Here is a 20,982-nt window from a genome sequence, read left to right as displayed (position 1 = left end):
AGTGATCGCCCTCTCCCTCGCCGAGGTCGCCGCAATCGTCGGCGGGCAGGCGCACGACATACCGGATCCGGCCGCCCGGATCACCGGCCCCGTCGTCATCGACTCCCGCGAAGTGCGGGCCGGCAGTCTCTTCGCCGCCTTCGCCGGTGAGCACGTCGACGGCCACGACTACGCCCGGCGGGCCGTCGAGGCGGGCGCGGTGGCCGTGCTCGCCGCCCGGCCCGTCGGCGTCCCCGCCATCGTCGTCGACGACGTCCAGACCGCGCTCGGGACCCTCGCCCGCACGGTCGTGGAACGGCTCGGCACCGATGTCGTCGCCCTCACCGGCTCGGCCGGCAAGACGTCCACCAAGGACCTCATCGCCCAGGTCCTCGACCGCCACGCGCCCACCGTCTGGACGCCCGGCTCGCTCAACAACGAGATCGGCCTGCCGCTCACGGCGCTCCGCGCGAGCGACGAGACCCGGCACCTGGTCCTGGAGATGGGCGCCCGCGGCATCGGACACATCCGCTACCTCACGGGGCTCACCCCGCCCCGTATCGGCCTGGTCCTCAACGTCGGCACCGCCCACATCGGCGAGTTCGGCGGCCGGGAGCAGATCGCCGAGGCGAAGGGCGAGCTCGTCGAGGGCCTGCCGTCCGCCGAGGACGGCGGCATCGCGATCCTCAACGCCGACGACCCCCTCGTCCGCGCGATGGCGAGCCGCACCAAGGCCCGCGTGACCTTCTTCGGCGAAGCGGACGAAGCGGCCGTACGGGCCGAGAACGTCCGCCTCACAGAGTCCGGACAGCCTTCTTTCAGGCTTCACACACCCACCGGGTGCAGCGACGTGACCTTGCGCCTGTACGGTGAGCACCACGTGTCGAACGCGCTCGCAGCGGCCGCCGTCGCGCACGAGCTGGGCATGCCCGTCGAAGAGATCGCCACCGCGCTCTCCGAAGCGGGCACCCTGTCGCGCTGGCGCATGGAGGTCACCGAGCGTCCGGACGGCGTGACGGTCGTCAACGACGCCTACAACGCGAACCCCGAGTCCATGCGAGCCGCCCTGCGCGCGCTCGCGGCCATGGGCAGGGCCGCACAGGCCCGAGGGGCTCGCACGTGGGCGGTGCTCGGCAAGATGGCCGAGCTCGGTGACGCATCGCTCGTCGAGCACGACGCGGTCGGACGGCTCGCCGTCCGGCTCAACGTCAGCAAGCTCGTCGCGGTCGGGGACAGGGAAGCGTCCTGGCTGCAACTGGGCGCATATAACGAGGGTTCGTGGGGTGAGGAGTCGGTGCACGTGTCCGACGCGCAGGCGGCGGTCGACCTGTTGCGCAGTGAGCTGCGCCCGGGGGACGTCGTCCTTGTGAAGGCTTCGAGGTCGGTCGGTCTCGAACAGGTCGCCCTGGCACTGCTCGACACCGAGGGCGAGGTCACCGGCCGATGAGGCAGATCCTCTTCGCGGGGGCCATCGGGCTCTTCCTGACCCTGATCGGCACCCCGCTGCTGATCAAGCTCCTTGCCCGCAAGGGGTACGGGCAGTTCATCCGGGACGACGGCCCGCGCGGCCACGCCGGGAAGAAGGGCACGCCCACCATGGGCGGCATCTCCTTCATCCTGGCGACGCTCATCGCGTACGCGCTGGCCAAGGTCATCACCGGCGAGGACCCGACGTACTCGGGCGTCCTGGTGCTGTTCCTCATGGCAGGCATGGGCCTGGTCGGCTTCCTCGACGACTACATCAAGATCGTCAAGCAGCGTTCGCTCGGCCTGCGGGCCAAGGCGAAGATGGCCGGCCAGCTGATCGTCGGCATCGCCTTCGCGGTGCTCTCGCTCCAGTTCGCGGACCAGCGCGGGAACACCCCGGCCTCCACGAAGCTCTCCTTCATCACGGACTTCGGCTGGTACATCGGCCCGGTGCTCTTCGTGGTCTGGGCGCTCTTCATGATCCTGGCCATGTCCAACGGCGTGAACCTGACGGACGGTCTGGACGGTCTGGCCACCGGCGCCTCGGTGATGGTCTTCGGCGCGTACACCTTCATCGGGCTCTGGCAGTTCCAGGAGTCCTGTGCCAACGCGGTGACGCTGACCAACCCCAACGCCTGCTTCGAGGTGCGCGACCCGCTCGACCTCGCGGTCGTCGCCTCCGCCCTCATGGGCGCCTGCTTCGGCTTCCTGTGGTGGAACACCTCGCCCGCCAAGATCTTCATGGGCGACACCGGCTCGCTGGCCCTCGGCGGCGCGCTCGCCGGTCTCGCCATCTGCTCCCGTACGGAGCTTCTGCTCGCGCTGCTCGGCGGCCTGTTCGTCCTGATCACGATGTCCGTGGTCATCCAGGTCGGCTCGTTCAAGATGACCGGCAAGCGCGTCTTCCGGATGGCCCCCCTCCAGCACCACTTCGAACTCAAGGGGTGGTCCGAGGTCCTGGTCGTCGTCCGGTTCTGGATCATCCAGGGCATGTGCGTGATCGTGGGCCTGGGCCTCTTCTACGCGGGATGGGCAGCGGAAAAGTGACGGAACAGCTCGACTGGAACGGCAAGAAGGTCACCGTCGCGGGCCTCGGGATCTCCGGCATCCCGGCCGCCCGTGTCCTGCGCGGCCTCGGGGCGGTCGTCACCGTCGTCAACGACGGCGACGACGAGCGCTCCCGGGCCCAGGCGGCCGAGCTGGAGGCGGAGGGCATCACCGTCCGCCTCGGCGACGGGGCGACCCTGCCGGCCGGCACCGAGCTGATCGTCACCACCCCCGGCTGGAAGCCCGACAAGCCGCTCTTCACGGCCGCCGCCGAGGCGGGCGTGGAGGTCTGGGGCGACGTCGAGCTGGCCTGGCGGCTCAGGGGGCCCGACGCGGCCCCCTGGCTCGCGGTCACCGGCACCAACGGCAAGACCACGACGGTCCGGATGCTCGCCTCGATCCTGGAGGCGGCCGGACTGAAGACCGCCGCCGTCGGCAACATCGGGGTCTCGCTCCTCGACGCCGTCCTCGGCGAGGAGACGTACGACGTGCTCGCCGTCGAGCTCTCCAGCTACCAGCTCCACTGGTCGCCCTCGCTGCGCGTCCACTCGGCCGCCGTGCTCAACCTGGCGCCCGACCACCTCGACTGGCACGGCTCCATGGAGGCGTACGCCGCCGACAAGGGCCGCGTCTACGAGGGCAACCAGGTCGCCTGCGTGTACAACGTGGCCGACCAGGTCACCGAGGACCTGGTCCGCGAGGCCGACGTCGAGGAGGGCTGCCGGGCCATCGGCTTCACCCTCGGCACCCCCGGCCCGTCCCAACTGGGCGTCGTCGAGGGCCTCCTCGTGGACCGCGCCTTCGTCGAGAACCGGCAGAAGAACGCCCAGGAACTCGCCGAGGTCGCCGACGTCCAGCCGCCGGCCCCGCACAACATCGCCAACGCGCTCGCCGCCGCGGCCCTCGCCCGCGCCTTCGGCGTCGACGCCAAGGCCGTACGGGACGGGCTCAAGGCCTTCCGGCCCGACCCGCACCGCATCGAACTGGTCGAGGAGGTCCAGGGAGTCGCGTACGTCGACGACTCCAAGGCCACCAACACCCATGCCGCGGAAGCCTCGTTGGCGGCCTACGACCCGATCGTCTGGATCGCCGGCGGCCTCGCCAAGGGCGCGACCTTCGACGAGCTCGTCCAGCGGTCGGCGAAGCGCTTGCGCGGTGCCGTCCTGATCGGCGCCGACCGCGCGCTGATCCGTGAAGCCCTGGCGCGACACGCCCCGGAGGTCCCGGTCGTGGACCTCGACCGGACCGACACTGGGGCGATGTCCGAGGCGGTCCGCGAGGCGGCCCGGCTCGCCCGCCCGGGTGACACGGTCCTCCTCGCCCCGGCCTGTGCCTCGATGGACATGTTCACCAACTACAACAAGCGGGGCGAGGCCTTCGCGGACGCCGTCCGCGCCCTCGCCGCCACCGGGGACGCCTGACCTGACCAGTGGGAGGGTCCGGCCGGACCGGGCACGACTGGAGGGGGCAGCGACCATGCCGAGCAAGATCGCCGGGACACGCCGGCCGTCCGCCGTACGCGGCGGGGGGCGGGCGCCGGCGACCCCGCGGCGACCCGGCGGCGGAGGCGTACGACGGCTCTACCGGCGGGCGCAGAAAGCCTGGGACCGGCCGCTCACGGCGTACTACGTGATCATCGGCGCGGCGCTGCTCATCACCCTGCTCGGCCTCGTGATGGTCTACTCCGCCTCGATGATCACGGCGCTCCGCTACGAACTGGTGCCCTCCTACTTCTTCCGGAAGCAGTTCATCGCCGCGCTCCTCGGCACCGGGCTGCTGCTCGCCGCCTCCCGGATGCCGGTCAAGCTGCACCGGGCGCTCGCCTACCCGATCCTGGTCGGCGCGGTCTTCCTGATGGTCCTCGTGCAGATCCCCGGGATAGGGCACGCGGTCAACGGCAACCAGAACTGGATCTCGCTCGGCGGCCCCTTCCAGCTCCAGCCCAGCGAGTTCGGCAAGCTGGCGCTGATCCTCTGGGGCGCCGACCTGCTCGCCCGCAAGCACGACATGCGGCTGCTGACCCAGTGGAAGCACATGCTGGTGCCGCTCGTCCCGGGCGCCTTCATGCTGCTCGGGCTGATCATGCTCGGCGGCGACATGGGCACCTCGATCATCCTGGCCGCGATCCTCTTCGGACTGCTGTGGACGGCCGGCGCGCCCACCCGCCTCTTCGTCGGGGTGCTCACGGTGGCCGGCGCGATCGGCGTGCTCCTGATCAAGACCTCCTCGAACCGGATGAAGCGCTTCGACTGCATCGGAGCGACCGACCCCGGTGGCGAGGGAGCCCCCTGCCTCCAGGCCGCGCACGGAATCTATGCTCTGGCCTCGGGCGGCTGGTTCGGATCCGGGCTCGGTGCGAGTGTGGAGAAATGGGGCCAACTGCCAGAGGCGCACACCGACTTCATCTTCGCGGTCACCGGTGAGGAACTGGGCCTCGCGGGGACGCTGTCGGTACTCGCCCTGTTCGCGGCTCTAGGCTATGCGGGTATCCGCGTGGCCGGAGGCACGGAGGACCCCTTCGTGAGGTTCGCCGCGGGAGGCGTGACCACCTGGATCACGGCGCAGGCCGTGATCAACATCGGTGCGGTGCTCGGTCTGCTGCCGATCGCCGGTGTCCCGCTCCCGTTGTTCTCCTACGGAGGGTCGGCCCTGCTGCCGACCATGTTCGCCGTCGGGCTCCTGATCGCCTTCGCGCGACAGGAACCCGCCGCGAAAGCGGCCCTGGCCATGCGCCGCCCCGGCTGGGGCAAGCGGGCCGGGGTGAGATGGAAGTCGATGCGACGGCGCGTCAAGAAGCGCCCGTCCGGAGAGCGGTGAATTTCGGTGCATGTCGTACTCGCCGGTGGGGGGACCGCCGGCCACATCGAGCCCGCGCTCGCCCTCGCGGACGCCCTGCGCAGGCAGGACCCCAGCGTGGGGATCACGGCGCTCGGCACGGAGAAGGGTCTGGAGACCCGGCTCGTGCCCGAGCGGGGCTACGAGTTGGCGCTCATTCCCGCCGTGCCGCTGCCGCGTAAGCCCACGCCCGAGCTGATCACCGTCCCCGGGCGGCTGCGCGGCACGATCAAGGCCGCCGAGCAGGTCCTGGAGCGCACCAAGGCGGACTGCGTGGTCGGCTTCGGCGGCTACGTGGCGCTGCCCGGCTACCTCGCGGCCAAGCGGCTCGGGGTGCCGATCGTGGTCCACGAGGCCAACGCCCGGCCGGGCCTGGCCAACAAGATCGGTTCGCGGTACGCGGCCGGGGTCGCCGTCGCCACCCCGGACAGCAAGCTCCGCAACGCCCGTTACATCGGCATCCCGCTGCGGTACAGCATCGCGACCCTCGACCGGGCGCGGGTGCGTCCGGAGGCGCGCGCCGCCTTCGGGCTCGACCCCAACCTGCCGACGCTCCTCGTCTCCGGCGGCTCGCAGGGCGCCCGGCGGCTCAACGAGGTCGTCCAGCAGATCGCCCCGGTGCTCCAGCGCTCCGGCATCCAGATCCTGCACGCGGTCGGCCCGAAGAACGAACTGCCGCGCGTCGACAACATGCCCGGTATGCCGCCCTACGTGCCGGTACCGTACGTGGACCGGATGGATCTCGCGTACGCCGCGGCGGACATGATGCTCTGCCGCGCGGGCGCGATGACCGTCGCCGAGCTCTCCGCCGTCGGGCTGCCCGCCGCCTACGTCCCGCTGCCGATCGGCAACGGCGAACAGCGGCTCAACGCCCAGCCGGTGGTCAAGGCGGGCGGCGGACTCCTCGTCGACGACGCGGAGCTGACGCCGCAGTGGGTGCAGGGCAACGTCCTGCCCGTACTGGCCGATCCGCACCGGTTGTACGAGATGTCCCGCGCCGCCGCCGAGTTCGGCCGCCGGGACGCCGACGACCTGCTCGTCGGCATGGTGTACGAGGCGATCGCCGCCCGCCGACAGGCGTAGCGCGGCGGCGAGAGGCGGGAGTGCCAGGTGGCAGCCGGACCGACGACCGCGGAGAAGAGCGGTACGAGCAAGTCGAAGGGGCCGTCGGAGCGGTCGTCCGGCACGGGCACCCGGAACCGTCGGTTCCGGATGCCCGCCCCGCGGCTGCTGCTCATCGCCTTCGCCGTACTCGCCCTCGTGGCCGGCGGGATCTGGGCGCTCTACGGATCCAGCTGGTTCCGTGTGGAACGTGTGAAGACTTCCGGCACCGGGGTCCTGACCACCCGTGAGGTCGAGGCGGCCGCCGCCGTCCCGCTCGGAGCCCCGCTCGTCACCGTCGACACCGAGGCCATCGAGGCCCGGCTCAGGGCCGCCTTCCCGCGGATCGAGTCGATCGAGGTCGTACGGTCCTGGCCGCACGGAATCGGGCTGAAAGTGACGGAACGACAGCCCGTCCTGCTCGTCGAAAAGGGCGGAAAGTTCACCGAAGTGGACGGAACGGGGCTGCGGTTCGCCACCGTCGACACCGCGCCCCGAGGTGTCCCCCGGCTGGTCCTCGACACCGCCGCCTCCCCGAGCCTGCGCCGCTTCGGCGCGGACCGGCTGCTCCGCGAGGCGGTGCGCGTCCGGAGTGAACTCCCGCCCGAAATCGTCCGGGACACTCGTGTCGTGCGCGTCACTTCGTACGATTCCGTCACGCTGGAGCTGACGAAGGGGCGCACGGTCTTCTGGGGCAGCGCCGAGCACGGCCCGGTGAAGGCGAGGGTGCTGACCGCCCTCGTGAAGGCGGCGCCCAAAGCGGGGCACTTCGACGTAAGTGCCCCCACGGCGCCCGCCACGTCGGGGAGTTGACGGGTATCACCGCTGGCCAGCACCCTGGTTGGCCAGCGCTACGGGTGATCACATAGGGTGAAAAGAAAAACGGGAGGTTCGGCGTGTTCGTTGAACGTGCGCCACTTGTCGACTTAGTGTCCTGTTCGGAAGAGTCCAGCGAACAGAGACACTGGTAACCCTAAACTTCAACGTTAGGGTTTGGGTCGGCGTTTCGGACCGTCCCAATCGGCATCCGTCGGAGCGGCGCGAGCAACGCGCGGCGACGACACGTAACTCGAGGCGAGAGGCCTTCGACGTGGCAGCACCGCAGAACTACCTCGCAGTCATCAAGGTCATCGGTGTCGGCGGCGGTGGTGTCAATGCCATCAACCGAATGATCGAGGTGGGCCTCAAGGGCGTCGAGTTCATCGCGATCAACACCGACGCGCAAGCGCTGTTGATGAGCGACGCCGACGTCAAGCTCGACGTCGGCCGCGAACTCACCCGCGGCCTGGGCGCCGGGGCCAACCCGGCCGTCGGTCGCAAGGCGGCAGAGGACCACCGTGAGGAGATCGAGGAGGTCCTCAAGGGGGCCGACATGGTCTTCGTCACCGCCGGCGAAGGCGGCGGCACCGGCACCGGCGGCGCGCCCGTCGTCGCCAACATCGCGCGCTCGCTCGGCGCCCTGACGATCGGTGTGGTCACCCGGCCGTTCACCTTCGAGGGCCGCCGTCGCGCCAACCAGGCGGAGGACGGCATCGCCGAGCTCCGCGAAGAGGTCGACACCCTCATCGTCATCCCGAACGACCGACTGCTCTCGATCTCGGACCGTCAGGTCTCCGTGCTCGACGCGTTCAAGTCGGCCGACCAGGTGCTGCTGAGCGGTGTCCAGGGCATCACCGACCTCATCACCACCCCCGGCCTCATCAACCTCGACTTCGCCGACGTCAAGTCGGTCATGTCCGAGGCCGGTTCGGCCCTGATGGGCATCGGCTCCGCCCGCGGCGACGACCGCGCGGTGGCGGCGGCCGAGATGGCGATCTCCTCGCCGCTCCTCGAGGCCTCCATCGACGGCGCCCGTGGCGTGCTGCTCTCCATCTCCGGCGGCAGCGACCTCGGTCTCTTCGAGATCAACGAGGCCGCGCAGCTGGTCAGCGAGGCGGCGCACCCCGAGGCCAACATCATCTTCGGTGCCGTCATCGACGACGCCCTGGGCGACGAGGTCCGCGTCACCGTCATCGCCGCCGGCTTCGACGGCGGCCAGCCGCCGGCCCGCCGGGACAACATCATCGGCTCGGTCTCGGCCAAGCGCGAGGAGCCGGCTCCGGCCCCCCGTCACATCGAGACCTCCCGCCCGCTCGGTGGCATCGGCACAGTGGCTCCCCGCGAGGAGCCGGCCGCCGCCCCGGTCGAGCCGGCCCCGGTCGTCAACGAGGTCCCGCTGACGCCCGCTCAGCCGGTCGTCCCCCCGGCCCGTCCGTACGCGGACAGCCAGGCCGAGGAGCTGGACGTCCCGGATTTCCTGAAGTGATAGGACATCGCTCCGACGCGAACGGCGCGCACTTCGCCTTCACCGACCGGTGGGGCGGGGTGAGCGCCGTTCCGTACGAGGAGCTCAACCTCGGCGGAGCGGTGGGGGACGACCCCGAAGCGGTACGGACCAACCGGGCGCTGGCCGCCGGCGCCCTCGGGCTCGACCCGGCCCGGGTGGTCTGGATGAACCAGGTGCACGGCGCGGACGTCGCCGAGGTCGAAGGACCGTGGGGCGACGCGGCGGTCCCGTCGGTGGACGCGCTCGTCACCTCCACCCCCGGCCTCGCCCTCGCGGTCCTCACCGCGGACTGCGTGCCCGTCCTCCTCGCCGACCCGGTCGCCGGAGTGGCGGCCGCCGCCCACGCGGGGCGTCCCGGGATGGTGGCGGGAGTCGTCCCGGCCACCGTCGCGGCCATGATCGAACGCGGCGCCGACCCGGCCCGTATCGTCGCCCGCACCGGCCCCGCCGTCTGCGGGCGCTGCTACGAGGTGCCGGAGGCCATGCGGGCCGAGGTCGCCGAGACCGAACCCGCGGCCTGGGCCGAGACGAGCTGGGGAACCCCGGCCGTCGACGTCGCCGCGGGCGTCCACGCCCAGCTCGAACGCCTCGGCGTCACCGACCGGCTGGCCGACGCGGTCTGCACCCGGGAATCCGGTGACCACTACTCGTACCGCCGCGACCGCACCACGGGGCGACTCGCGGGATATGTCTGGTTGGGAAAGAACTGATGACGGACCGCACGTCGGAACTCGCCGAGAACCTGGCCCGGGTGGAGGCGCGCATCGCCGCCGCCTGCGCCGCCGCCGGGCGCGCGCGCGAGGAGGTGACCCTCGTCGTGGTCACCAAGACCTATCCCGCGAGCGATGTGAGGATCCTCCACGGACTCGGCGTGCGGAACGTCGCCGAGAACCGGGACCAGGACGCCGCCCCCAAGGCGGCCGCCTGTGCCGACCTCGACCTGACCTGGCACTTCGTGGGCCAGTTGCAGACGAACAAGGTCAGATCCGTGGTGGGTTATGCCGATGTGGTGCAGTCCGTCGACCGGTTGAAGCTCGTTTCCGCCCTCTCCGCGGCCGCGGAGAAGGAGGGACGCGAACTCGGCTGTCTGCTCCAGGTCGCCCTCGACGCCGAGTCGGGCGAGCGGGGCGACCGCGGTGGCGTCGCACCGGACGGCATCGGGGAACTGGCGGCCGCGGTGGACGCGGCTCCGGGGCTGCGGCTCGACGGACTGATGACCGTCGCACCGCTCTCCGGCCCGTACGCGGGCAGGCAACGCGCCGCGTTCGACCGCCTCATGGATTTGTCGACTGCCCTGCGCGCGACCCGTCCGGCTGCGAACATGGTGTCCGCAGGGATGAGTGCGGACCTCGAGGAGGCCGTCGCGGCCGGGGCGACACACGTACGCGTCGGTACGGCGGTACTCGGCGTCCGCCCGAAGCTCGGGTAACGTCGCGAAGCAAGTCGGACCACAGCAGAAAATATGGTCATTCCGCAGAACGGCGGGGTGTCCCGTGGATCGCCGGCACTTGGTGACAAGGCCGATCCACCACAGAGCGGAGGACTCAGAGAATGGCCGGCGCGATGCGCAAGATGGCGGTCTACCTCGGCCTCGTGGAGGACGATGGGTACGACGGCCGGGGCTTCGACCCCGACGACGACTTCGAACCCGAGCTGGAGCCGGAGCCCGAGCGCGACCGGCGTCACACCCCTCCGCGTCAGGTGGAGCGCGAGGAGCCGGTGCGTGTGGTGGCACCCCCCGCGCAGCGGGAACCGGTCGCCCATTCCGTCCCGGTACTCGCCGAAAGTGGACGTCCGGCCCGAATTGCCCCCGTGGCATCCATCACACCCGAACGTCCGAGCCTGGAGAAGAACGCACCGGTGATCATGCCCAAGGTCGTGTCCGAGCGGGAGCCCTACCGCATCACCACGCTGCACCCGCGGACGTACAACGAGGCCCGTACCATCGGGGAACACTTCCGTGAGGGCACCCCGGTGATCATGAACCTCACCGAGATGGACGACACCGACGCGAAGCGACTTGTCGACTTTGCCGCCGGACTCGTCTTCGGGCTCCATGGCAGCATTGAGCGCGTGACGCAGAAGGTGTTCCTGTTGTCGCCTGCTAACGTCGATGTCACGGCGGAGGACAAGGCCCGGATCGCAGAGGGCGGATTCTTCAACCAGAGCTGAGAACAACAGAACCGGACGGACCGGTCGCGACGCGGCCGGCCAAGCGAGAGCACGCAAGCCAGGGGAGAGGGAAACGCGGGATGGGCGTCGCACTACAGGTGGTCTACATCGTGCTGATGTGCTTCCTCGTCCTCCTGATCGTCCGGCTGGTCATGGACTACGTCTTCCAGTTCGCCCGTTCATGGCAACCCGGTAAGGCGATGGTGGTCGTTCTCGAGGCCACCTACACTGTCACCGATCCACCGCTCAAGCTTCTGCGGCGACTCATCCCGCCGCTGCGTCTCGGGGGCGTGGCACTCGACCTGTCCTTCTTCGTTCTGATGATCATCGTCTACATCCTGATCTCCATCGTGAGCAGCTTCGCGAGGTGAGTGTGGACGATACGGTCTTGCCGACTGCCGACGACTACGTAGAGGTGAAGAAGAGATGCCGCTGACCCCCGAGGACGTGCGGAACAAGCAGTTCACGACCGTCCGCCTTCGAGAAGGCTATGACGAGGACGAGGTCGATGCCTTCCTCGACGAGGTCGAAGCCGAACTGACCCGCCTGCTCCGCGAGAACGAGGACCTGCGCGCCAAGCTGGCCGCCGCGACGCGTGCCGCCGCGCAGAACCAGCAGCAGGGCATGCGCAAGCCCCCGGAGCCGCAGGATCGTCCCGGCGCGCCCGTGCCCGCGGCCATATCCGGACCGCCGGTCCAGCAGCAGCCGCCCCAGATGGGCCCGCCGCAGCTGCCCTCCGGTGCCCCGGCGCTCCCCGCCGGCCCCATGCAGGGCGGCCCGATGCAGGGCGGACCCATGCAGGGCGGCCCGATGGGCCCCGGCCCGATGCAGGGCGGCCCCATGGGTCCCGGCCCGATGCAGGGCGGCCCGATGGGTCACCCGCAGCAGCAGATGCAGCCGCAGATGCAGCAGCAGCCGCAGCAGGGCCCCGGTGGCGACAGCGCCGCGCGTGTCCTCTCGCTGGCCCAGCAGACCGCCGACCAGGCGATCGCCGAGGCCCGCTCCGAGGCCAACAAGATCGTCGGCGAGGCGCGCTCGCGCGCCGAGGGCCTGGAGCGGGACGCCCGCGCCAAGGCCGACGCCCTCGAGCGGGACGCGCAGGAGAAGCACCGCGTGGCCATGGGCTCCCTGGAGTCCGCGCGCGCCACGCTGGAGCGCAAGGTCGAGGACCTGCGCGGCTTCGAGCGCGAGTACCGCACGCGCCTGAAGTCCTACCTGGAGTCGCAGCTGCGCCAGCTGGAGACCCAGGCGGACGACTCGCTCGCCCCGCCGCGGACCCCGGCGACGGCCTCCCTGCCGCCGGCCCCGTCCATGGCCTCGGCCGGTGCCGGTGCCCCGTCCTACGGTGGCAACGGCGGGATGGGCGGTGCTCCCTCCATGGGCGGCGCTCCCTCCTACGGCGGCCAGCAGCAGATGTCCCCGGCCATGACCCAGCCGATGGCTCCGGTCCGGCCGCAGGCTCCGCAGCCGATGCAGCAGGCGCCGGCGCCGATGCGCGGCTTCCTCATCGACGAGGACGACAACTGACGGCGCGAGGCCGCGCGATGAGCGCGTAGCCGTCGGCAGGCTGCAAGGGCCGGGTCCCGGGTTTCCCCCGGGGCCCGGCCCTTCGCCGTACCCCGTGACGTGGGCTCCGGTTCCCCCCGGTACGCCGAAGGGCCCGGCCTCAGGAGAGGTCGGGCCCTTCGGGCTGTGCGGGTCAGGCCTTGCGGAGGCGGAAGGCGAGGGCGAGCGAGTCGTCCTCGAAGGGGGCGCCGTACGCGTCGTCGGCCTCGCCCTGGGCGAGGTCCGTCGCGAGCACCTCGTCCGCGATGAGCTCCGCGTGGGCCGTGAGGGCCTCGACGGTCTCGGCGGAGGCCGAGGTCCAGCGCAGGGCGATCCGGTCCGCGACGTCCAGGCCGCTGTTCTTGCGGGCCTCCTGGATCAGCCGGATGGCGTCGCGGGCGAGACCCGCCTTGCGCAGCTCCGGGGTGATCTCCAGGTCGAGGGCGACCGTCGCGCCCGCGTCGGAGGCGACCGACCAGCCCTCGCGCGGGGTCTCGGTGATGATGATCTCCTCGGGGGTGACGGTGATGTCCTCGCCGTTCACCGAGAGGGTCGCCTCACCGGAGCGGAGGGCGAGGGACAGCGCCGCCGCGTCCGCCGCGGCGACCGCCTTCGCCACGTCCTGGACGCCCTTGCCGAACCGCTTGCCGAGGGCACGGAAGTTCGCCTTCGCGGTGGTGTCGACCAGGGAGCCGCCGACCTCGGAGAGGGAGGCGAGCGAGGAGACGTTCAGCTCCTCCGTGATCTGGGCCTGGAGCGCCGGCGACAGGGCGGAGAAGCCCGTCGCCGCCACCAGCGCGCGGGAGAGCGGCTGGCGGGTCTTGACGCCCGACTCGGCGCGCGTCGCCCGGCCGAGCTCGACCAGCCGGCGGACCAGGAGCATCTGCTCGGAGAGGGTCGGGTCGATCAGGGAGGCGTCGGCCTCCGGCCAGGTGGCCAGGTGGACGGACTCGGGCGCGTCGGCCGTCACCGGGACCACCAGGTCCTGCCAGACCCGCTCCGTGATGAAGGGGGTCAGCGGGGCCATCAGGCGGGTGACCGTCTCGATCACGTCGTGGAGGGTGCGGAGCGCGGCCGCGTCGCCCTGCCAGAAGCGGCGGCGGGACCGGCGCACGTACCAGTTCGAGAGGTCGTCGACGAAGGCGGAGAGGAGCTTGCCGGTCCGCTGGGTGTCGTACGACTCCATCGCCTCGGTGGCCTCGGCGACCAGGGTGTGGAGCTCGGAGAGGAGCCACTTGTCGAGGACGGAGCGGTCGGCCGGGGCCGGGTCCGCCGCGCTCGGCGCCCAGCCGGACGTGCGGGCGTACAGCGCCTGGAAGGCGACCGTGTTCCAGTAGGTCAGGAGGGTCTTGCGGACGACTTCCTGGATGGTGCCGTGGCCCACCCGGCGGGCCGCCCACGGGGAGCCGCCGGCCGCCATGAACCAGCGGACCGCGTCGGCGCCGTGCTGGTCCATCAGCGGGATGGGCTGGAGGATGTTGCCCAGGTGCTTGGACATCTTGCGGCCGTCCTCGGCGAGGATGTGGCCGAGGCAGACCACGTTCTCGTACGAGGACTTGTCGAAGACCAGGGTGCCGACCGCCATCAGCGTGTAGAACCAGCCGCGGGTCTGGTCGATGGCCTCGGAGATGAACTGCGCCGGGTAGCGGCTCTCGAACAGCTCCTTGTTCTGGTACGGGTAGCCGTACTGCGCGAACGGCATGGAGCCCGAGTCGTACCAGGCGTCGATGACCTCGGGCACGCGCGTGGCCGTCTTCGAGCAGCTCGGGCACGGGAAGGTGACCGCGTCGATGTACGGACGGTGCGGGTCGAGCTCGGACTGGTCGGTGCCGGTCAGCTCGGACAGCTCCGCGCGCGAACCGACGCAGGTCAGGTGGTCGTCCTCGCAGCGCCAGATCGGCAGCGGGGTGCCCCAGTAGCGGTTGCGGGAGAGGGCCCAGTCGACGTTGTTGGTCAGCCAGTCGCCGAAGCGGCCGTGCTTGACGGAGTCCGGGAACCAGTTGGTCTTCTCGTTCTCCTGGAGCATGCGCTCCTTGACCGCGGTCGTACGGATGTACCAGGACGGCTGCGCGTAGTAGAGCAGGGCCGTGTGGCAGCGCCAGCAGTGCGGGTAGCTGTGCTCGTACGCGATGTGGCGGAAGAGCAGGCCGCGGGCGTCCAGGTCGGCGGTGAGGGCCTCGTCGGCCTTCTTGAAGAAGACGCCGCCGACCAGCGGGACGTCCTCCTCGAAGGTGCCGTCGGGGCGGACCGGGTTCACCACCGGCAGGCCGTACGCCTTGCAGACCTTGAGGTCGTCCTCACCGAAGGCGGGGGACTGGTGGACCAGACCCGTGCCGTCCTCGGTCGTCACGTACTCGGCGTTGACGACGTAGTGGGCCGGCTCGGGGAACTCGATCAGCTCGAAGGGGCGCTGGTAGGTCCAGCGCTCCATCTCCGCGCCCGTGAAGGACTCGCCCGTGGTGACCCAGCCCTCGCCGAGGGCCTTCTCCAGGAGCGGCTCGGCGACGACGACGCGCTCGTCGCCGTCGGTCGCGACCACGTAGGTGACCTCGGGGTGGGCGGCGACGGCCGTGTTGGACACCAGGGTCCACGGGGTCGTCGTCCAGACCAGGAGCGCCGCCTTGCCGGCCAGCGGGCCGGAGGTGAGCGGGAAGCGGACGTAGACCGAGGGGTCGACGACCGTCTCGTAGCCCTGGGCCAGCTCGTGGTCGGAGAGGCCGGTGCCGCAGCGCGGGCACCAGGGGGCGACCCGGTGGTCCTGGACCAGGAGGTCCTTGTCGAAGATCTGCTTGAGCGACCACCAGACCGACTCGATGTACGAGGGGTCCATGGTCCGGTACGCGTCGTCCAGGTCGACCCAGTAGCCCATCCGGGTCGTGAGCTCGGCGAAGGCGTCGGTGTGGCGGGTCACCGACTCGCGGCACTTGTCGTTGAACTCGGCGATGCCGTACGCCTCGATGTCCTTCTTGCCGGAGAAGCCGAGCTCCTTCTCGACGGCGAGCTCGACCGGGAGGCCGTGGCAGTCCCAGCCGGCCTTGCGGGCCACGTGGTAGCCGCGCATGGTGCGGAAGCGGGGGAAGACGTCCTTGAAGACGCGGGCCTCGATGTGGTGCGCGCCGGGCATGCCGTTCGCGGTGGGCGGGCCCTCGTAGAACACCCACTCGGGGCGTCCCTCGGACTGCTCCAGGGTCTTCGCGAAGACCTTGTTGTCCTGCCAGAAGTCGAGCACGGCGTGCTCGAGGGCGGGCAGGTCGACCTGGGCGGGCACCTGACGGTACTGCGGCGGTGTCATCGAGTTCCTCCGGCGGAAAGTCGTCGTTCCGTCGGAGGGACGAGAGCCCGGCTCCCGCGGTACCACCCTCCTTGGCCCCGGGCGCGCACGCCCTGAGCCCCCTCATTGGGGCGCGACGCCGGTTCTAGTCACCGCGGTCTCCCGCGGCTTTCTTCCGACGGCTCCGGGGTGATGCTTCACATCGGGCTCGCCCCCGGGCTCTCACCGTCCCCGGGTCGCTCATGGCTGCTTGCGACGCTACTCGTCCCCATCCAAGCCTTTCGCTCCGCCCAGTGTACGGGCCCCGGGGGAGGGCGGCAGACCGGTTTTCGCGTGACCCGAATGGCCACACGGGGCGGGCCGGAGTTCGGGTGCCGCCATGTGGGGGAGGCCCGGGACGGATAACCCGGCGGGGAGCTGGGCACAACGGAGGCAGGCCCGCCCCGCGGGGAGCGGGGGCGGGTGGGAACGGCGGCGTGCCCCGTTGCCGCGGGCCTTGGGCCGATTTATCGTCCCAGCACGATTCGCGAGCAAGATCACAAAATGTGAAGGGGCCGCGACATGGTGGCGAAGAAGACCGCCGCGAAGAGGGCCTCGACCGCCGGTTCCACCGGTACGGCCGAGGCCGCCAAGGACGTGACCGGCAAGAAGTCGACGGTCGCGACGAAGACGGCCGCCGCGAAGACGGTCGCCAAGAAGGCGGTCACCAGGAAGCCGGTCACGAAGAAGGCGGTCGCGAAGAAGACGGCCGTCGACGGGACGGCCGCGGCGGCCCCCGAGACCGCGGCCCCGGCCGACGCGGCCCCCGCCGGGAAGACGCAGGCCGGGAAGACCGTGGCGAAGAAGGCGGCGGCCAGGAAGGCGCCCGCCGCGAAGAAGCAGACAGGAGCCAGGACGGTGGCAGCGAAGAAGACCGCGGGTGGCGTCACGACGGCCGAGGACGAGGCCGCGGTGCCCCAGGCCCGTACCGGCGCGCTCGCGGTGCGTCCCGGCGAGGACCCCTGGACGCCGGAGGAGGTCGAAGAGGCCCGCAGCTCGCTCCAGGCGGAGGTGCTGCGGCTGCGCAGCGAGCTCGTGCACTCCCAGGAGGAGCTCACCGGCCTCATGCGCGACTCGGGCGACGGCGCCGGGGACGACCAGGCCGACACCGGCACCAAGAACATCACCCGGGAGCACGAGCTGGCCCTGGCGGCGAACGCCCGGGAGATGCTGGAGCAGACCGAGCACGCCCTGGAGCGGCTCGACGCGGGCACGTACGGCCTCTGCGAGGTGTGCGGGAAGCCCATCGGCAAGGCGCGGATGCAGGCCTTCCCGCGGGCCACGCTCTGCGTCGAGGACAAGCAGCGGCAGGAGCGGCGTGGCTGACGATCTCGGCTGACGGTCTCGTACGCCTGTGCCGTACCCTCGGTGCACGGTCAGGCATCGAGGTCGAGGGACTCACTCACGTGGCAGAGGCGGAGCGCATCATCGGTACGCCGGATTCAGCAGGGGCCGACGAGACGGCCGCCTCCGACGAGACGGCCGCTCCCGGCGGGACGGCGGCCGCCGACGGGACGGCCGCCCCCGAGGAGCGCCCGCGGGGCAGGCGCCGGATCGTCGCGCTGTTCGTGGTGGCCGTGCTGGCCTACCTCCTGGACCTCGGCAGCAAGATGCTGGTGGTCGCCAAGCTGGAGGGCCACGAGCCGATCGACCTCATCGGGGACCTGCTGCGGCTCGACGCCATCCGGAACCCGGGTGCCGCGTTCGGCATGGGCGAGGCCTTCACGATCATCTTCACCTGCATCGCGGCCGCGGTGATCGTCGTGATCATCCGGCTGGCGCGCAAGCTCTACAGCCTGCCCTGGGCGATCGCCCTCGGCCTGCTGCTAGGCGGTGCGCTCGGCAACCTCACGGACCGGATCTTCCGCTCGCCGGGCGTCTTCGAGGGCGCGGTCGTCGACTTCATCGCCCCCGCGCACTTCGCCGTCTTCAACCTCGCCGACTCGGCGATCGTCTGCGGCGGCATCCTGATCGTCCTGCTGTCCTTCCGGGGTCTGGACCCCGACGGGACCGTCCACAAGGACTGAGCCTGTCCACTGCGGAAGACAGAGTGTCTTCCGCACAAGGCATACTCGACGGGTGAGTACGAGTCCCGAGATCCGCACGCTGCCCGTTCCCGATGGCCTGGAGGGCGAGCGCGTCGACGCCGCCATCGCCCGTATGTTCGGGTTCTCCCGTACGAAGGCGGCCGAGCTGGCCGCCGCAGGGAAGGTCCAGGTCGACGGATCCGTCGTCGGCAAGTCCGAGCGGGTCAGCGGTGGCGCGTGGCTCGAGGTCGAGATGCCGGGCGCGGCCGCGCCCGTGCAGATCGTCGCCGAGCCCGTCGAGGGCATGGAGATCGTCCACGACGACGACGACATCGTCGTGATCATGAAGCCGGTCGGCGTCGCCGCGCACCCCAGCCCCGGCTGGACCGGCACCACGGTCATCGGCGGCCTCGCCGCCGCGGGCTACCGCATCTCCACCTCCGGCGCCGCCGAGCGCCAGGGCATCGTGCACCGCCTCGACGTCGGCACCTCCGGCCTCATGGTGGTCGCCAAGTCGGAGTACGCGTACACCTCGCTCAAGCGCCAGTTCAAGGAGCGCGTGGTCGACAAGCGCTACAACGCGCTGGTCCAGGGCCACCCCGACCCGATGAGCGGCACCATCGACGCCCCCATCGGCCGGCACCCGAACCACGACTACAAGTGGGCCGTCACCGCCGAGGGCAAGCCCTCCGTCACGCACTACGACCTCATCGAGGCGTACCGGTCGGCCTCGCTGCTCGACATCAAGCTGGAGACGGGCCGCACCCACCAGATCCGGGTGCACATGTCCGCCCACCGCCACCCCTGCGTCGGCGACCTCACCTACGGCGCCGACCCGACGCTCGCCAAGCGCCTCGGCCTGACCCGGCAGTGGCTGCACGCCGTCCGGCTCGGCTTCGAGCACCCGGGCGACGGCTCGTGGGTCGAGTTCTCCAGCACGTACCCCGAGGACCTCCAGCGGGCCCTCGACCGGATCGCGGCGGAGAGCCAGTGACGGCCGCCTACGCCGTCCGCGAGGCGACGGAGCCGGCCGACCGGGACGCGTGCTTCGCGGTCCGCCGCGAGGTGTTCGTCGAGGAGCAGGGCGTACCGCAGGAGATCGAGTACGACACGTACGACGCGACCTCGGTGCACGTCCTCGCCGTGCGCGCGGACGGTCTGCCGCTCGGCACCGGGCGGCTGCTCCACGGGGCCGACGCGCTCGGCAAGACGGGCGGCGACGCCTCGGTGGGTTCGCTCGGGCGGCTCGCGGTCGCCAAGGCGGCCCGCGGTCTCGGGGTCGGCGCGGCGCTCGTGACGGCCATCGAGGACGCCGCCCGCGCGCGCGGCCTCGCCGCCGTCGACCTGCACGCGCAGACCCACGCGCTCGGCTTCTACGAGCGCCTCGGCTACCAGGTGTACGGCCCCGAGTTCCCGGACGCGGGCATCCCGCACCGGGCGATGCGCAAGGCGCTCTAGGGCCTGTCCCAGCCGACGACCCCCTGCGGCACCCCCCCTGCGGCATCCGGCGCAATCGGAGGTACGCAGGGGGCAATCGCCACCCAAACGGACATACGTGGCAGGGTGGGGCCGTGGATCAATTGGCCCTGCTGTTCTTGCTGCTGCTCGGCGCCCTGCTGACCGTGCCCCTCGGAGACCGGCTCGGGCTGCCCGCGCCGGTCCTGATGACGCTCGTCGGGATCGTGCTGGCCTTCCTGCCCTTCGTGCCGAACGTCGAGATCCCGCCGGAGTTCATCCTCCCGCTGGTGCTGCCGCCGCTCCTGTACGCCTCCGTGCAGCGGACCTCCTGGCGGCAGTTCGCGGCCAACAAGCGGCCCATCTTCCTGCTCGCGGTCGCCCTGGTCTTCGTCACCACGGCGGCCGTCGGCGCGGTCGCGCACGCGCTCGTGCCCGGCCTGCCGCTGGCCGCCGCGATCGCGCTCGGCGCCCTCGTCGCCCCGCCCGACCCGGTCGCCGCGACCGCCGTGGCCGGCTCGCTCGGGCTGCCGCGCCGGCTGGTGTCGATCCTGGAGGGCGAGGGGCTCTTCAACGACGTCACCGCGATCGTGCTCTACCACGTGGCCATCGCCGCCGCCGTCAGCGGCTCCTTCTCCTGGCCCGCCGCGCTCGGCGAGTTCGTGCTGTCCGCCGTGGTCGCCGTGGGGGTGGGCCTGGCGCTCGGCTGGCTCTGCAACAAGCTGATCGGCCTCCTCGGCGACGTCACGCTGCAGACCGGCCTCACCCTCCTCGTCCCCTTCGTGAGCTACGTGCTCGCCGAGGAGCTCAAGGGCTCGGGCGTGCTCGCCGTCCTGGTCACCGCGCTCTTCCTGGCCGAGCACGCGGTCGACGCCGACGACGTCATGGGCCGGCTCGCCGGGCAGACCTTCTGGCAGATCGTCGACACCCTCGTCACCGGCATCGCCTTCGGGCTCATCGGCCTCGAACTCATCCATGTCTTCGGCGTGGCCGAGGGCCGCGGCTGGGAGATGCTCGGCTGGGGCGCGGCCGTGGTCGGCGTGGTCGTCGGGGTCCGGCTCCTGTGGCTGCTGCCCGCCACCTGGCTCGCGAAGCGGCTGCACACGCTCAGGGACGTCGACGAGGAGATCCCGATGAGCTGGCGGGAGACCGTCGTCATGTGGTGGGCGGGGATGCGCGGGGTGGCCTCGGTGGCCCTGGCCCTCGCCATCCCGCTCACCACCGACGACGGCGCGCCCTTCCCCGGCCGCGACGAGATCGTCTTCATCGCCTTCTGCGTGATCATCGCCACCCTCGTCTTCCAGGGCCTGACCCTGCCCGCGCTGGTCAAGCGGCTCGGCGTACGGGCCGACACGGACGCCGAGCGCGCCCTCGAACGCGACCTCGCGATCCGCGCCGCGAAGGCCGCCAAGCGCAGGCTCAAGGAGATCGAGGAGGTCGAGGAGCTGCCCGAGGAGGTCCAGGAGCGGCTGCTGCGCGGTGCGTACGACATCGGCGCCCGGATCAGTCCCGACATGGTCGACGAGGAGCGGCGGGCGGCTTACGCGGCGCGGGTGGACCGGCTCAAGGCGGTGCAGCGGATCCAGCGGGAGCTGATGTCGGCCGCCCGGCACGAGGTCCTCGCGGCGCGCAGCGAACCGGGCGCCGATCCCGAGGTGGTGGACCGGGTGCTGCGCCAGCTCGACGTGCGCAGCATGCGCTGAGGGGTGGCCCGGCGG

Annotated in this window: 18 protein-coding genes; 17 read left to right on the top strand and 1 reads right to left on the bottom strand. The window is 71.2% G+C overall.

The features are described from left to right. Position 1 precedes the first annotated feature (1 nt). The 12 genes from ACZ7G1_RS06465 to ACZ7G1_RS06410 all read left to right on the top strand — a co-directional run bounded on the left by ACZ7G1_RS06465 (position 2) and on the right by ACZ7G1_RS06410 (position 12,454). Positions 2-1,426: a UDP-N-acetylmuramoyl-tripeptide--D-alanyl-D-alanine ligase gene (locus ACZ7G1_RS06465; protein ID WP_470874508.1), complete on the top strand. Its 1,425-nt coding sequence runs from the start codon at positions 2-4 to the stop codon at positions 1,424-1,426. Beyond that, positions 1,423-2,493 (top strand): phospho-N-acetylmuramoyl-pentapeptide-transferase, encoded by a 1,071-nt coding sequence (mraY, locus tag ACZ7G1_RS06460; protein WP_470874509.1) that lies wholly within the window; start codon positions 1,423-1,425, stop codon positions 2,491-2,493. Before ACZ7G1_RS06465 ends, mraY begins: the two co-directional genes overlap by 4 nt. After that, complete coding sequence (gene murD / locus ACZ7G1_RS06455) at positions 2,475-3,914, top strand: UDP-N-acetylmuramoyl-L-alanine--D-glutamate ligase (protein ID WP_470874511.1); 1,440 nt, start codon at positions 2,475-2,477, stop codon at positions 3,912-3,914. The genes mraY and murD overlap by 19 nt, the downstream gene beginning before the upstream one ends. Positions 3,915-3,969: 55 nt before the next feature. Next, positions 3,970-5,310 carry a putative lipid II flippase FtsW gene (gene ftsW / locus ACZ7G1_RS06450; RefSeq protein WP_470874512.1) on the top strand — a complete coding sequence of 447 codons (1,341 nt, stop codon included), beginning with the start codon at positions 3,970-3,972 and terminating at the stop codon, positions 5,308-5,310. A 6-nt stretch (positions 5,311-5,316) separates the two neighbouring features. Beyond that, positions 5,317-6,411, top strand: coding sequence for an undecaprenyldiphospho-muramoylpentapeptide beta-N-acetylglucosaminyltransferase (gene murG, locus ACZ7G1_RS06445; protein ID WP_470874514.1), 1,095 nt, complete (start codon positions 5,317-5,319; stop codon positions 6,409-6,411). A gap of 27 nt (positions 6,412-6,438) precedes the next feature. Continuing rightward, on the top strand, positions 6,439-7,242 hold the full coding sequence (locus tag ACZ7G1_RS06440) for a cell division protein FtsQ/DivIB (RefSeq protein ID WP_470874515.1): 804 nt from the start codon (positions 6,439-6,441) through the stop codon (positions 7,240-7,242). 277 nt (positions 7,243-7,519) lie between these two features. Beyond that, complete coding sequence (ftsZ, locus tag ACZ7G1_RS06435; protein ID WP_470874517.1) at positions 7,520-8,734, top strand: cell division protein FtsZ; 1,215 nt, start codon at positions 7,520-7,522, stop codon at positions 8,732-8,734. Further along, positions 8,731-9,465, top strand: a complete 735-nt coding sequence (gene pgeF, locus ACZ7G1_RS06430) for a peptidoglycan editing factor PgeF (RefSeq protein WP_470874518.1) — start codon at positions 8,731-8,733, stop codon at positions 9,463-9,465. The genes ftsZ and pgeF overlap by 4 nt, the downstream gene beginning before the upstream one ends. After that, positions 9,465-10,184, top strand: coding sequence for a YggS family pyridoxal phosphate-dependent enzyme (locus ACZ7G1_RS06425; protein ID WP_470874520.1), 720 nt, complete (start codon positions 9,465-9,467; stop codon positions 10,182-10,184). Before pgeF ends, ACZ7G1_RS06425 begins: the two co-directional genes overlap by 1 nt. Before the next feature lie 122 nt (positions 10,185-10,306). Further along, a complete protein-coding gene (locus ACZ7G1_RS06420) occupies positions 10,307-10,927 on the top strand; it encodes a cell division protein SepF (RefSeq protein WP_017238791.1) in 621 nt (206 codons plus the stop codon). Between the two features lie 80 nt (positions 10,928-11,007). Then, the gene (locus ACZ7G1_RS06415) at positions 11,008-11,298 is read left to right on the top strand and encodes a YggT family protein (protein WP_017238790.1); all 291 of its coding nucleotides are present in this window, start codon (positions 11,008-11,010) and stop codon (positions 11,296-11,298) included. Positions 11,299-11,353: 55 nt separating this feature from the next. Further along, positions 11,354-12,454, top strand: a complete 1,101-nt coding sequence (locus tag ACZ7G1_RS06410) for a DivIVA domain-containing protein (RefSeq protein ID WP_470874522.1) — start codon at positions 11,354-11,356, stop codon at positions 12,452-12,454. Positions 12,455-12,626: 172 nt separating this feature from the next. Here the strand turns inward: ACZ7G1_RS06410 and ileS are convergent, their stop codons facing one another. After that, positions 12,627-15,764, bottom strand: a complete 3,138-nt coding sequence (gene ileS, locus ACZ7G1_RS06405; RefSeq protein ID WP_470874524.1) for an isoleucine--tRNA ligase — start codon at positions 15,762-15,764, stop codon at positions 12,627-12,629. 540 nt (positions 15,765-16,304) lie between these two features. Between ileS and ACZ7G1_RS06400 the strand changes: the two genes are divergently transcribed. The 5 genes from ACZ7G1_RS06400 (at position 16,305) to ACZ7G1_RS06380 (ending at position 20,967) form a co-directional block, all read left to right on the top strand. Beyond that, positions 16,305-17,108, top strand: a complete 804-nt coding sequence (locus ACZ7G1_RS06400; protein WP_470874526.1) for a TraR/DksA family transcriptional regulator — start codon at positions 16,305-16,307, stop codon at positions 17,106-17,108. An 80-nt stretch (positions 17,109-17,188) separates the two neighbouring features. Beyond that, entirely contained in the window at positions 17,189-17,809 is a 621-nt protein-coding gene (gene lspA / locus ACZ7G1_RS06395; RefSeq protein ID WP_470874528.1) for a signal peptidase II, read from the top strand. 52 nt (positions 17,810-17,861) lie between these two features. Continuing rightward, positions 17,862-18,803, top strand: coding sequence for an RluA family pseudouridine synthase (locus ACZ7G1_RS06390; RefSeq protein WP_470874530.1), 942 nt, complete (start codon positions 17,862-17,864; stop codon positions 18,801-18,803). Continuing rightward, a complete protein-coding gene (locus ACZ7G1_RS06385) occupies positions 18,800-19,267 on the top strand; it encodes a GNAT family N-acetyltransferase (RefSeq protein WP_470874532.1) in 468 nt (155 codons plus the stop codon). Before ACZ7G1_RS06390 ends, ACZ7G1_RS06385 begins: the two co-directional genes overlap by 4 nt. Positions 19,268-19,380: 113 nt before the next feature. Next, complete coding sequence (locus tag ACZ7G1_RS06380) at positions 19,381-20,967, top strand: Na+/H+ antiporter (protein ID WP_470874533.1); 1,587 nt, start codon at positions 19,381-19,383, stop codon at positions 20,965-20,967. The last annotated feature ends 15 nt before the right edge of the window (positions 20,968-20,982 follow it).

It is taken from the genome of Streptomyces sp. NPDC037273 (assembly GCF_055603625.1).
The sequence above is the reverse complement of the archived record's forward strand: the minus strand, read 5'-3'. Positions and strand labels throughout refer to the sequence as shown.